The sequence below is a fragment of the Pseudomonas syringae group sp. J254-4 genome (genome assembly GCF_032586855.1).
Classification (GTDB): domain Bacteria; phylum Pseudomonadota; class Gammaproteobacteria; order Pseudomonadales; family Pseudomonadaceae; genus Aquipseudomonas; species Aquipseudomonas amygdali.
The window spans coordinates 29,127-42,215 of sequence record NZ_JAWHOO010000001.1 but is presented as its reverse complement, the minus strand read 5'-3'; the positions used below and the strand labels follow the sequence as shown (position 1 = coordinate 42,215).

10 protein-coding genes are annotated in these 13,089 nt (G+C 57.8%); 8 read left to right on the top strand and 2 right to left on the bottom strand.

What is annotated here, in order from left to right; all coding sequences use genetic code 11:
- Positions 1–68: 68 nt before the first annotated feature.
- Both RYB09_RS00190 and RYB09_RS00185 read right to left on the bottom strand, forming a co-directional pair.
- Positions 69–377 (bottom strand): RcnB family protein, encoded by a 309-nt coding sequence (locus tag RYB09_RS00190; RefSeq protein ID WP_057404684.1) that lies wholly within the window; start codon positions 375–377, stop codon positions 69–71.
- A gap of 97 nt (positions 378–474) precedes the next feature.
- Complete coding sequence (locus RYB09_RS00185) at positions 475–1,332, bottom strand: SDR family oxidoreductase (RefSeq protein ID WP_058401138.1); 858 nt, start codon at positions 1,330–1,332, stop codon at positions 475–477.
- Between the two features lie 88 nt (positions 1,333–1,420).
- Between RYB09_RS00185 and RYB09_RS00180 the strand changes: the two genes are divergently transcribed.
- The 8 genes from RYB09_RS00180 to RYB09_RS00145 all read left to right on the top strand — a co-directional run bounded on the left by RYB09_RS00180 (position 1,421) and on the right by RYB09_RS00145 (position 13,089).
- Complete coding sequence (locus tag RYB09_RS00180; protein WP_316887094.1) at positions 1,421–1,849, top strand: helix-turn-helix domain-containing protein; 429 nt, start codon at positions 1,421–1,423, stop codon at positions 1,847–1,849.
- Between the two features lie 138 nt (positions 1,850–1,987).
- On the top strand, positions 1,988–3,877 hold the full coding sequence (gene mrdA / locus RYB09_RS00175; protein ID WP_044322311.1) for a penicillin-binding protein 2: 1,890 nt from the start codon (positions 1,988–1,990) through the stop codon (positions 3,875–3,877).
- A 151-nt stretch (positions 3,878–4,028) separates the two neighbouring features.
- Positions 4,029–5,747, top strand: a complete 1,719-nt coding sequence (poxB, locus tag RYB09_RS00170) for a ubiquinone-dependent pyruvate dehydrogenase (protein ID WP_122258200.1) — start codon at positions 4,029–4,031, stop codon at positions 5,745–5,747.
- Positions 5,748–6,179: 432 nt separating this feature from the next.
- Positions 6,180–8,096, top strand: a complete 1,917-nt coding sequence (locus RYB09_RS00165; protein ID WP_316887460.1) for a methyl-accepting chemotaxis protein — start codon at positions 6,180–6,182, stop codon at positions 8,094–8,096.
- A 646-nt stretch (positions 8,097–8,742) separates the two neighbouring features.
- The gene (locus tag RYB09_RS00160) at positions 8,743–9,882 is read left to right on the top strand and encodes a hypothetical protein (RefSeq protein WP_316887093.1); all 1,140 of its coding nucleotides are present in this window, start codon (positions 8,743–8,745) and stop codon (positions 9,880–9,882) included.
- 181 nt (positions 9,883–10,063) lie between these two features.
- The gene (locus tag RYB09_RS00155; protein WP_316887092.1) at positions 10,064–11,272 is read left to right on the top strand and encodes a glycerophosphodiester phosphodiesterase; all 1,209 of its coding nucleotides are present in this window, start codon (positions 10,064–10,066) and stop codon (positions 11,270–11,272) included.
- A gap of 291 nt (positions 11,273–11,563) precedes the next feature.
- Positions 11,564–12,391, top strand: a complete 828-nt coding sequence (locus tag RYB09_RS00150) for an energy transducer TonB (RefSeq protein WP_058408434.1) — start codon at positions 11,564–11,566, stop codon at positions 12,389–12,391.
- A gap of 11 nt (positions 12,392–12,402) precedes the next feature.
- Positions 12,403–13,089, top strand: coding sequence for a MotA/TolQ/ExbB proton channel family protein (locus tag RYB09_RS00145; protein WP_058401143.1), 687 nt, complete (start codon positions 12,403–12,405; stop codon positions 13,087–13,089).

Below are 13,089 nucleotides of genomic sequence, written 5' to 3'. Positions count from 1 at the left end.
GCGTATCGTGACGAGCTGCGTCACTCAGGCATGCTCACGCAGAGCGTAAAAAGCGAAGCGCGTAAGCCTTACTTCTTCACCGGCACGATATCCATGATGTTGCCGTTGACCTTCTGAAAGCGTACGTATTTATCATTGATCTTCACCCATTCGCTTTCCTTGGCTGGTGCTTCCAGGCCTTTGCTTTTCCAGTCTTTTACTTCCAGATCGCTGCGGCGATATTTTTCCGGTACGCGGGAACCGATTTCCAGTTCGTGCATATTGTCTTTGGATTCGGCTACTTTCGGGTCCGCCGTCTCTGCTGCGTGAGCGGGCAGGGTGACGGCGGAGAAGCAGCCGAGCAAGGTCATGCAGGCGATCAACGATTTGCTATTCATGTAAAGACTCCCAGTCTTTGGTATCAGGCGATGGCTTAATGCCTCGTAATAACTGGGACCCTCACGGTTGCAAATCATTCGATCGGGTTTGCCGCGCTTAGCCTTGCAGGGTCTTGGCGATGGTTGCAGAGAGCCTGGTGGTGGGGCGGCCGATCAGCGCACTCAACTGGTGACTGTCATCGAACAGCGCGCCTTTGGCTGCTGCCGCGTCGGAATCGGCCAGTAACTGCGCAACGAAGTCTGGCAAGCCTGCCTGGATCAGCGCGGCTTCGAATTCGGCTTGCGGCAGGTTGACGTAAGGCAGAGGCTGGCCGGCCTGCTTTGAAAGCTCGGCAGCGAACTCGGCAAGGGTGTAGGAATCGTCACCAGCCAGCTCGTACACGCGACCGCTCTGATCCTCGCCGGAGGTCAGCAGCACCGCCGCAGCTTCAGCGTAATCGAGGCGCGAAGCCGAACTGATGCGGCCCTCTTCGGCACAGCCCATGACCGCGCCATGGGCCAGTGCGCCTGGAATACCTGCGGTGTAGTTTTCGGTGTACCAGCCATTGCGCAGCAGGACATAAGGCAGCCCGCTGGCGCGCAGGTAGTCTTCGGTTTCGCGGTGCTCTCTGGCCAGGCCCAGTGCCGAGGCGTCTGCATGCAGAACACTGGTGTAAGCCAGCAGTTTGACCCCGACGCGTTTCGCCGCATCAATCACGGCCTTGTGCTGCGGCAGGCGCTGGCCCACTTCGCTGGAAGAAATCAGCAGCACCTTGTCTGCACCGGCAAACGCACTGTCCAGCGTCGACGGCTGCGAATAGTCGGCATGACGCACTTGAACGCCCTTTGCCGAGAGGTCACTGGCCTTTTCCGGGCTGCGGACTGCGGCAATGATCTGCCCGGCAGGTACACGAGTGAGCAGCTGTTCAATGACGATACGGCCAAGCTGGCCAGTGGCACCGGTGACAACGATCATGGAAGGATTCCTTGAATCAGGTTGAAAGGAAGCGCCAGCATAGTCATGATGCTTACCTTTCGTAAGTACGTACAAAAAGGTAAGTGTCATGAGTGAATCTGCCTCGCATCCACAGTCTGAAACGGTCGAGTCCATGCTGGCCTTCGTTCGTCAGGGGCAGGTACTGGCCACTGACTGTCCTTCAAGGATTGTTCTCAACCATGTTTGCAGCCGTTGGGGCGTGCTGGTGCTGGTGGTTTTGCGCGGCGGCATGCATCGTTTCAGCGAGGTGCGGCGCAAAATTGGCGGGGTCAGCGAGAAAATGCTCGCGCAAACCTTGCAGCATCTGGAACAGGACGGCTTCGTCAGCCGCAAGTCACTGCCGGTGGTGCCGCCGCATGTTCAATACCGGCTGACCCCAATGGGCGAAGAAGTCGCCTTGCAGGTTGAAACACTCGCCACCTGGATCGAGACCAATCTGCCGCGCATCATGCAGGCCCGCGAGGCCGCGAACACGGTGCAGACCACGCTTGAATGAGCCGTTTCTGACAGATTTTTCATCCTGCGATTGTCGGCTCAATCGCCTGCAATCAGCCGCTTCTTGGTATGGTGCGCGCCGAAATCTTTATATACACGTTCAGTTGCGCCGTTTGTCCTTCACCGAGAAGCTGTAGAAATGCCCAATCCAATTCCCCTGAAAGACCACGAAAAAGAGACGCGGCTGGTCAATCAGCGCCTGATTGCCTGCGCGGTGCTGGTCGGCCTGCTGGCTGCCTGTCTGGTCGCGCGCATGTATTTCCTGCAAGTCACCGAGTTCGATTACCACTCGACCATTTCCGAAAACAACCGCGTGCATGTGTTGCCGATCCCGCCCGAGCGCGGTTTGATCTTTGACCGCAATGGCGAAGTGCTCGCTGACAATCGCCCCAGTTTCAACCTGACCCTGACCCGTGAGCGCGCCGGTGACTGGCACAAGGTGATCGATGAACTGATGACCCTGCTGGAGTTGCCCGACGAAGACCGGATTCTGTTCGACAAGGAACTGAAACAGGTTCGTCACCCGTTTGAGCCTGCGACCCTGCTGTATGAGCTGACCGAAGAGCAGATCGCCACACTCGCGGTCAATCAGTACCTGCTGCCGGGCGTGGATGTGGCAGCGCAGTTCGTTCGTCACTACCCGCTGGGCGCGCACTTTGCCCATTCGATTGGCTATGTCGGGCGTATCAACGAAAAAGAAGCGTCGCATCTCGACAATGAATATCGCGGCACTCAATCCATCGGCAAGACCGGTATCGAGCGCTTCTACGAATCCGAGCTGCACGGCCACGTAGGCTACGAAGAGGTCGAAACCAACGCCCAGGGCCGCGTGCTGCGGGTGCTCAAACACACTGACCCGGTGCCGGGCAAGAACATCACCCTCACGCTGGACGCGCATTTGCAGGCCGCAGCGGAAAACGCTCTGGGTGATCGACGTGGTTCGGTGGTTGCGCTGGACCCGGAAACCGGCGAAGTGCTGGCGATGGTCAGCAAACCAAGCTTCGACCCCAACCTGTTCGTCACCGGCATCAGCTTCAAGCAGTACGCTGCGCTGCGCGATTCCATTGACCGGCCGCTGTTCAACCGGGTGCTGCGTGGCCTTTACGCGCCGGGCTCGACGGTCAAGCCGGAAGTAGCGATTGCCGGTCTCGACAGCGGTGTTGTCACGGCCTCGACCAAGGTCTTCGACCCCGGTTACTTCCAGCTGCCGGACTTTGACCACAAATACCGCAACTGGAACCACAGCGGCGATGGCTGGGTGGACATGGACACGGCGATCATGCGGTCTAATGACACCTACTTCTACACCGTCGCGCACAAGCTCGGCATCGACCGCCTGCACGACTACATGACCATGTTCGGCATCGGCCAAAAGGTCTCGCTGGACATGTTCGAGGAATCGGCCGGGCTGATGCCGTCCCGCGAATGGAAACGCGCTACACGCCGCCAGGCTTGGTTCCCGGGCGAAACGGTGATTCTCGGCATTGGCCAGGGCTACATGCAGGTCACGCCATTGCAACTGGCTCAGGCAACGTCACTGATTGCCAGCAAAGGCGTCTGGCATCGACCGCACCTGGCGATGGAAGTAGGCCACGACGTGCCGCTTGATGAGCACCCGATGCCAAACATCGTGCTGCGCGATCCCAACGAATGGAATCAGGTCAACACCGGCATGCAGATGGTCATGCACGATCCGCGCGGCATTGCGCGCGATGCCGCCAAGGGCGCGCAGTACCGCATCGCTGGCAAAAGCGGTACGGCGCAGGTGGTGGCGATCAAGCAGGGTGAGCGTTACAACCGTCTGAAGACGCTGGAGCGTAACCGTGACAACGCCTTGTTCGTGGGCTTCGCACCGGCCGATCATCCGAAGATCGTGGTGTCGGTGACCATCGAGAACGGCGAGGCGGGCGGTCGAGTCGCGGGCCCTGTGGTCCGGGAAATTCTCGATGCCTGGCTGCTCGACAGCGAGGGCAAGCTCAAACCGCAATACGCAGTTCCTGCCAAGGCGCCGGGCAACCCGCACGCCTGAATTGTTTGCCAATGCAAACTGTCTGACCGAGCCCTGAACAGGGCTCAGGTTTTCTGAACTGTCGAGAATTCATCGGGTCGACCACAACAGGCGTGGCAGAGCGCTGCGCGCGTTTTACCGAATTCATTATTGCCTCGACAAGGAACCCCTAATGTCCAAGACCATCGCCGACCATCTTGCGCAAACCCTCGCAGCGGCAGGTGTTTCCCACATCTGGGGGGTGTCCGGTGACAGCCTCAACGGCCTGACCGACAGCCTGGAACGCACCGATTCGATTCGCTGGATGCACACCCGCCATGAAGAAGTCGCAGCCTTCGCCGCCGGTGCCCAGGCGGCATCCAGCGGCAAGCTGGCGGTTTGCGCAGGCAGCTGCGGACCGGGCAACCTGCACCTGATCAACGGCCTGTACGACTGCCATCGCAACCGCGTGCCGGTGCTGGCGATTGCTGCGCACATTCCTTCCTCGGAAATCGGCCTGGATTACTTTCAGGAAACTCACCCGCAGGAGCTGTTCAAGGAATGCAGCCACTTCGTCGAACTGGTCAGCAACCCCGAGCAATTCCCGCGTGTGCTGGAGCGTGCCATGCGCGCGGCGATCAGCCAGAAAGGTGTGGCCGTTATCGTCTTGCCCGGCGATGTGGCGCTCAGCGAATCCCCTGATGTAGCTGCGAAATGGATCGAGGCCACGCCGCCCACTGTCGTTCCAGCGGACAACGACTTGCAGTCGATGGCCGACATGCTCAACGACTCGAAAGCCGTGACCTTGCTGTGCGGTGCAGGCTGTGCGGGTGCTCACGAGCAGATCCTCGCACTGGCCGACACGCTGGGCGCTCCCATTGTTCATGCCTTGCGCGGCAAGCAGCACGTTGAGTACGACAACCCGTTCGACGTCGGCATGACCGGTCTGATTGGTTTCAGCTCCGGCTACCACGCCATGCTCTCCTGCGACACGCTGGTGATTCTCGGCAGCAGCTTCCCATATCGGAATTTCTACCCCGAAAAAGCCAACATCATCCAGATCGACCTCGACCCTACGCAGTTGGGTCGCCGTACGCCTGTGGCGCTCGGTCTGGTCGGCGGGGTACGGGAAACCCTCGACGCATTGCAGCCAAAACTCAAGCCGCACGCCGACCGCCGCTTCCTCGACAAGGCCCTCAAGCACTACGCCAAGGCCCGCGAAGAGCTTGACGAACTGGCCACGCCTACGCCAGACGGTACGCCTATTCACCCGCAGTACCTCACTCGGTTGGTCGACGAGCAAGCGGACGCTGATGCGATCTTTACCGTCGATGTAGGCACGCCAACGCTGTGGGCTGCGCGCTACCTGCACATGAACGGCAAACGCAGCCTGCTGGGCTCGTTCAACCACGGTTCGATGGCCAACGCCTTGCCTCAGGCTCTGGGCGCGAAGGCCGAGCACCCTGATCGTCAGGTGGTGGCGTTGTGTGGCGATGGCGGCCTGTCGATGCTGCTGGGCGACCTGCTGAGCATCCGTCAACTGAACCTGCCGATCAAAATGGTGGTGTTCAACAACAGCTCGCTGGGCTTTGTCGACATGGAAATGAAAGCCAGTGGCTACGTGCCGCACGGCACCGACCTGCATGAAACCAACTTCGCCGGTATCGCCTTGGGCGCAGGCATTCTCGGCCTGCGCGTGGAGAACGCCGAAGAGCTGCCTGCAGCGTTGCGCAAGGCGTTCGATCATCCCGGTCCGGTGCTGATCGACGTGGTCACTGCCAAGCAGGAGCTGGGCATCCCGCCGAAAATCAAATTGGCACAGGCCAAAGGCTTCAGCCTGTACATGATGCGCGCGATCATGAACGGGCGCGGCAGTGAGGTGCTGGAACTGGCCAAGACCAACCTGCGCTAATAATCCGGGCAACGTGACAGGCGGAATCAGAAAAACCGCCTTCCTCTCGCCAGACATTGTGGTCATCTCATTTATAGGTGACCACGTTGTCTGGCGTTATGTTTTGCATCTTGGTTTATTGCCGTTAATGTTAATTGCACTTCTTGTGGATCCAAACTTCCCGCGCATTTTCGAATACTCGTCTTCATTAATCTTGTGGTGTGAATTGTCAAGATAAATAGTTTGGTAAAGCTCGGCTGCCCTCAGCCGAAACAATGGGACGGAAGCAAGACCGGCTAAGGCAGGCTAATTACCGAATCATCTCTGGCTATTAAAAAACGTCGAAAAATACAGAACGTTAGGCCTCGGATCGTCTTTATAGAACGTCTGCACGTCATGAGGTCTGCAATGCTTAGAAATGCTCCTTTGAGTATGAAACTGCTGCTTATTTTAATGTTTCCCCTGCTGGGCTTTCTTGCCTTCGCAGGTATTTTCGTCGCTGATAAAAGCGAGAACCTCAGCGATATGAGGCGCGCAGTGACGGCCACCAGTGCCGCACAGAAGCTCAGCAACGTCGTCACCACCATCCAGCGCGAGCGCGGTGCCAGTGGCGTGTTCCTGGGCAGTGGCGGCAAGTCCATGCAAGACAAATTGAAATCATTTCGTCAGGAAACCGACCAGGCGATGGGCGAGATGCGTGCGCAATCGACGGAGGGAATTCCCGGGCCGGAAAAAGTAAACCGCGCGCTGGATGACCTGATCGCGTTACGCCTCAAAGTCGATGCGCTGGCAATCAACAATACTGAATCCGGCACGCGTTTCACTGACATCATCAAAACGCTCATCGGGTTTACTTATTCGATGGAAGCGAGCATTGAAGACCCGCAAATACTGCGCGCCTTGAGTTCGCTCAATCAGTTCGTGGATATGAAAGAGCGCGCGGGTCGCGAACGGGTGTTGTTGGGCCTGGCTTTCAACCAGAATCGCTTCGACGCAGCGCTGTTATCACGCTTCAGTCGTAACCTTGGAGAGTTCTCCGGTTACTTCGAAGCCTTCCAGCGCTGGTCCCCGGAAGCATTCAAAACCAGGCTGAATGATGTTTTGCAACAACCAGGATCACTTGAAGTTGCCCGCTTGCAACGTCTGGGTTTCGATACACCCTTGGGCGACCCGCTCAACATCAAGCCTGAAGACTGGTTCAACCTTTCCACCAACCGCATAGACCTGATGGCCAGGGTTGAAGCGGAATTGGGTCAGACTGTCGTAGGCCTGGCCACCGATGCACGCAGCGCCGCTCAAAGCAGCCTTTACGTAGCGGTTGCCACTGTCATCGTGATGCTGATCGTAGTGTTGTGGCTGGCGTCGGTGATCATCCGCAACATCAAGGTTGCAGTGGTCGACGTGAACCGCACGCTGGTTGCGCTATCCACCCGCGACCTGACCGCCAGAACCCGTTACACCGGTAAAGACGAGTTCGGCGAGATATCACGCAATCTGGACAACATGGCGCAACAGATCAGCGAGGTCATCCGCGAAATCGGCAGCGCTACCTCACAGGTCGCCACCGCCGCCGAGCAGTCTTCTGCGGTGGCGTTGCAGACCAGCCAGAACGTCGCGCAGCAGCGCCTGGGCACCGATCAGGTCGCCACAGCCATCAGCGAGATGAGCGCCACCGTCAAGGACGTTGCGCGCAGCACCACCGACGCGGCCGAGATGTCGCAGCGCGTCAATAACAGTACCGTGCAGGGCAAGACCGAGATCGACAACACCATCGGCCTGATTCAAGGGCTCTCGGTCCAGGCTGAAGAGACTTCACGAATCATTGACGAGCTCAAGGGCGAGAGCAACGCCATTTCCTCGGTGCTCGATGTCATCCGAGGCGTCGCCGACCAGACCAACCTGCTGGCCCTCAACGCAGCCATCGAAGCAGCGCGTGCGGGCGAACAAGGTCGCGGCTTTGCCGTGGTGGCCGACGAAGTGCGCAACCTGGCCAAAAAGACTCAGGACTCCACGGTCAGCATCCAGAACATGATCGCCAACCTGCAGTCCGGCTCCGAACGTGCTGCCGCGTCCATGCAGGAAACCCTGGGCAAGGCGCAAGAGGGCGCCAGCAACGTCGTACGCGCTGGCGAACTGCTGGAAGAAATCGCCGAAGGCATCGCGACCATCAGTGACCGCAACATCCAGGTTGCATCTGCTGCCGAAGAGCAAAGCCTGGTGGCCGAAGAAATCCACCGCAACGTGAATGACATCAACGCGCTGGTCATTCAGGTGAGTGCAGGTGCCGAGCAGACAGCAGTCACGAGTCGTGAACTGGCCAGGCTTGCTGAGCAGCAGCAGGGGCTGGTGGGACGCTTTAAAGTGAGCTGACGATAAGGGGTTTGTTGGGTGTTCAGAGGCCTGGGAGCGTTAGCTCTCGGGCTTTTTTGTAGTGGTCGTCGGGCGGCAGGAATTCGCGTGGCAGTTCTTGTGCGACGGCTTGGCTCGGCATGCTTTCGGGACTCAAAGAATATAAAGTGGACGGTCATCTTTTCGACATAAGTGGGTAATCGACACGCACGCCTACAATTTTAAAAAAAAGTTTATGTTCGACGCTGTTCACTACATGCTGCGCGTCATATTGTTAGTTGCCTGATCATATTAACCATGCCGGTGTTTCGTGCGTTAATGTCCTCAATCTGTCACATCGCTTCCCTACAGTAATATCAAATGTAAGGGAGTATTTTCGACGCGTTAGTTCACTGGCACATTGCCGTGTTCGCGCTGGTGAGTACGTCGGCGTGAGAATGCCCTGACCCTGTTTAGGTCAGAAGCTTTATTGATGCGTTACTTTCCGAGTCCACCCGTTTCGTCTTGATAGTGTGCGGATCCAATGCCCACTGCGAGACTTGGTTTATCCGTCCCACCTGAATAGTGGCTTGCCTATGAACGCGCAGTTTTTGAAGGTTGTTCAGTTGATTGCAAGTGTAGGCATGCCGCAACGGATGTCTGACGCATGACGACGTATGGAACAACAATGGCACTGGCGGCGAGCGCCATGCTGAGCGCGAGTCTCGCGTTAGCTGCTTCTGCACCGGCCAGCGACGAGTCTGTCATTGCCGTCATCAAATTCGTGAAGCGTGAAGAAGGTCCTGGCTTGCGCTTTGACCCGGCAAGTTGTGCCACGTGCAGGCTGGTGGCAGACCCTTACTGGAACGCCGACAACCCGCGCGAGACGGTCATAGCACTGAAAGTACCGCGTTCAAGGACGCTTGAACTGGGTTTCGACGGAGCGGTGGCGAACACCTCGCGCGTGATTCTGGAAAGCGCTGATATACCGTTCAGGCTCGATGACGGACGTTTGTATGTGGTATTGCCGCCTCTGGCAGTGGATGCGATAACAGCATCCGAAGTGTCTACGCACATCGTTGAGCCGGGCATGGTACTGCGCTTTGAACATGCCGACCAGGCACGCCGCGCGGGCCTTTACGTGCGGGACCCGTTTCCCTCTGTTCAGCGCGCTGCGGCCAACGTGCTGGAGTTCGCGCAGCGCGAGGCGGTACGTGATCTTGGGCTTGGCCAATACGTGCAAAGCCAGGGGCTGGGCAAAATCCAGATCATGGGCTTCGACACCAATGCCCCACACGGCCATGAAGATGCACCGCCCCATATGCACATGCACCTGCGCTGGCCCGCGAACACCGGCACGCAAATCGCTCACTACTACATCGGCACGGACGGTTTGCTGCTGCATAACATCGTGGGCGTGAAAGGTATCGATACCCCGGAAAGGCGCTTTGAGCGCGGCGAGTCATTTACCACGGTCGGCCCTGATGGTCGTCCGGTCTACACCCATCGCATCACGCCACAAGGCGCGCTGCAGATCGCTCGTCCGGATGGTGCAATGTGCCTGATCGAACCCGCCGGGGCAGGGGGGCAAGGCTTTGCGGGTGGCGCCAGCGTGACCTGTTCCACTGGGACCAAACGCATCGTCAACGTCGATGACGACCTGCACAGAGGTCGATTGAAAGTCAGCATCGACAGCATCGAGGAGATCTTCTACTACGACCCTGATACCGGCGCTCTGCGGTCCCCCACGCAAGCACCTCCCGCACCACCTTCGGTGTATGTGCAAGGGGGGGCAGCAAAGGACTGGTCATCGGAGCCATCTGACTAGGCTCCGGTAAACAAAGTGGCTGAGCGCGTGAAGTTGTATTAACGAAATGTCACGCGGTAGCCCGAGCAAAATGACCATTTAAAGTCTGTTAAAGCCAGAAGAGTCGAGCACGACTCCGCCCGTTCCTTGCCTTTTTTTGTCTTGCCTTCGCCCGTACAGCAGTTAATTCCATTCTGACCTTATGGGAGTCAACGTTATGTTTTGCTTACCGAAAATAGTTCTACTGTGCACGGCGGTATTAATAGTAGCGCCCTCTATTGCATTGGCAGAGTACAACACCGACAAGATCGGCGGGATACTCAAAGATGCCCATAATGACCTTACGATTGTCTGCGCGCACCGGGGGCTGCACGGCACCGCCATCGGTACCAACTCTCACCCCGACTGGTTGCGCGATGTGCCGGAAAACTCGATTGCCTCCATTGAGCAGGCTGCCTCCAATGGAATCGAGTGTTCGGAAATCGATCTTCAGCTGGACCGGGCCGGGAATGTAATCGTCCTGCATGATACCAACCTCGGTCGGACCACCAATGCTTACACGACCGCGAATTCGACTGAATATGACCCTTACGGTCATGGCGGCTATAACCCGAACCTGTCGAATTACTTTGGAAACACCCTGAATCTTTCGCTTCGGCATCCCTCCTTGAATGGCTACAGCAACCAGAAACTGCCGTCTTTCGATGCCATTCTGGACGCGATCAAGCGCGACAAGATCGCGATGATCCTGTTGCTTGACGTCAAGAACATCGACGCGGCGAAAAAAGCCTGGCAGAGCGTGAAGACTCACAGTAACTGGTGGGGAACACCGGCCGAGCGTTGGGTGTACTTCAAAATGCCTGTCAACTCGATTGGCATGAACGCTGCCAGCTTCGAATCCAAAGGGATCATGAATGCCCAGAGCGAAGCTGGCCGTTTTCGCCTGATTCCGGTGTTCGGTGCAGACTTTATCGACACCAGCGGCGGGGCGGCCAATTCGCTGTTGAACTGGCAAAGCTATTACAACAAGGATTATGTCTATGCGACCGAGGTGCGCCTCAAGGAATATGACAGCACGCTCAGATTCCCGCTCAACAACATCATGAACAGCTACTATGCGATGAGAACCCAGCACGATGTAAAAACCATGGGTGCCTATCAGCCTGTGGCGGAAACCAAATACTATAGCTTCTTTGCCGCGGATGGCCATTGCTGTACGGAACCCAAGTACTGGCTCTGGAAGTCCCAGAAGGGCTATGGGCAGGAGACAGGCGACAACCGGACAAGCCTCAACTGGATCATGAACACCGCAGGCAAGAGTTTCAGCTACATCATTACCGACGATCCTGTTACCGCCCTGTCGGCGCTCAGAAATGATGGCCGTCGAAATACCAGCCTGATTTCAAACTGATTATTTAATGACGGTCTTGTTAACGAACATTTTTATCGCGCCGGCCGGACGCGCATGCCGTGTCCGGCCGACAGCGAGGGCGACACTCGTTTCGAAACATGCTCACACTAGATAGTGTGCTATCTAACGATTTTCCTGAAACGCAACATAAAATAATCTTACTGTTGTTTCGTCAACTAACTTCCCTCTCGTCACAATAAGTACATATAGAAAAGCGTAGCATCGGCACGCTTTTTAAAACCTTTTGAAAGCGGCGCGCCGTTATTTATTTCGTCCCGGATTGGTGATGTCATGCCCGCGTTACTTCTATCTCGTCGTCCGCCACAACCCTGTCGCGACGATCTGCTGCCCATGTTGCCAGCAGGCAGGTTCGATGCCCCGGCGGTGCCGTTACCGGCAATCGCTGTGCCGCGCATTGGCGTGGGTCATGTTGCCTTGGCATGCGTTATTGCACTGGCTGTCCATGCTGCGGGTTTTCTCTGGTTTCGCAACAGTGCGCCCGCGCAACCGTTACCGCCGATAACCCGGCCCATGCCAATCGCGATGCAAATGGTCGCCAGGCCCACGCCGCCTGCTCCAGCAACGCCCGCCGCAGCGGCTCCTGCGGTTGAGCAACCCACGGCACCGCCACCCGTTATACCGGCAGAGCCAGCCAAACCCCTGGCCGCCGCACCCAAGCCTGAGACACCACGTCCGCAGCCTGCCAAGCCACAGGCCAAGCCACAACAAAAAGCACAGCAACAGGTAGCCGAGAGGCAAGTGCCTGCTGCTGCGCCCCAATCGATACCGGCACAGCAGCCCATGCCTGCACCGCCAGCCAGCAGCGAACCGCCTGCCACGGCACCCATCGGCCGCGCCGGTTATCTGAACAATCCGCCACCCGTGTATCCGCCTGCGGCCGCCAAACGCCATCAGCAAGGCACCACACTGCTGCGCGTGCATGTGCTGGCCAGCGGTCGTCCGGACCAGATTGAGGTGGCTCAGTCCAGTGGTTTTTCGGCGCTGGACGATGCGGCCAAGGCGGCCGTTCGACAGTGGTCATTCACTCCTGCCAAGCGCGGCAACAGCCCGGTCGATGGCTGGGTCAACGTTCCGCTTGCCTTCACGCTCGCTCCTTGAGGCGCCTTACCATGACAATCGATTATTCAACACTGATTCAGCAAAGCTCCATGGGCATCCTGCTGTTGTTCTCATTGGCAACCTGGGCTGTGCTGCTGCTCAAAGCCTGGCAGCAGGGGAGGCTGAAAAACCAGAACAAGCGCTACACGCAGGCCTTCTGGGCAGCTCAGGATTTCGACGCAGCGCTGCACAGCGGTCCGCAGAAAAGCCAGTTGGCACGTCTTGCGCAAGTGACCACGCAAGCGCTTTCCGGCGGTCAGGACGGTCACGAACCGGCTGACAGCTGGAGCCGCCAGGAGCTGCTGGAGCGTAGCCTGCATCAACAGATTCACTCTGAGCGACGCAACCTTGAAAGCGGCATGATCGTGCTCGCCTCAATCGGCAGCACGGCTCCTTTTATCGGCCTGTTCGGTACGGTGTTCGGCATCATCCATGCCCTTCAGGCCATCAGTACCGCCAAGTCAGCGAGCATTGCCGTGGTCGCCGGGCCAATCGGCGAGGCCTTGATCGCCACAGGTATCGGCATTGCCGTGGCAGTACCGGCGGTACTTGCCTACAACTTTTTCAACCGCCGTCTGAAGCTCATGGTGGCCGATCTGGACGCCTTTGCAATCGATCTGCTGAACCGCGCCCAGCGCCATGCCTTCAGATTGAAAGGCGAGCGCGACGGTACTCGCAGCCTCAGCGGGGTTGCTTGA

Bases quoted from the DNA above. Each gene is read 5' to 3' on its own strand.
- RYB09_RS00190 (WP_057404684.1), bottom strand. From the start codon at position 377: ATGAATAGCAAATCGTTGATCGCCTGCATGACCTTGCTCGGCTGCTTC.
- RYB09_RS00185 (WP_058401138.1), bottom strand. From the start codon at position 1,332: ATGATCGTTGTCACCGGTGCCACTGGCCAGCTTGGCCGTATCGTCATT.
- RYB09_RS00180 (WP_316887094.1), top strand. From the start codon at position 1,421: ATGAGTGAATCTGCCTCGCATCCACAGTCTGAAACGGTCGAGTCCATG.
- mrdA (WP_044322311.1), top strand. From the start codon at position 1,988: ATGCCCAATCCAATTCCCCTGAAAGACCACGAAAAAGAGACGCGGCTG.
- poxB (WP_122258200.1), top strand. From the start codon at position 4,029: ATGTCCAAGACCATCGCCGACCATCTTGCGCAAACCCTCGCAGCGGCA.
- RYB09_RS00165 (WP_316887460.1), top strand. From the start codon at position 6,180: ATGTTTCCCCTGCTGGGCTTTCTTGCCTTCGCAGGTATTTTCGTCGCT.
- RYB09_RS00160 (WP_316887093.1), top strand. From the start codon at position 8,743: ATGGCACTGGCGGCGAGCGCCATGCTGAGCGCGAGTCTCGCGTTAGCT.
- RYB09_RS00155 (WP_316887092.1), top strand. From the start codon at position 10,064: ATGGGAGTCAACGTTATGTTTTGCTTACCGAAAATAGTTCTACTGTGC.
- RYB09_RS00150 (WP_058408434.1), top strand. From the start codon at position 11,564: ATGCCCGCGTTACTTCTATCTCGTCGTCCGCCACAACCCTGTCGCGAC.
- RYB09_RS00145 (WP_058401143.1), top strand. From the start codon at position 12,403: ATGACAATCGATTATTCAACACTGATTCAGCAAAGCTCCATGGGCATC.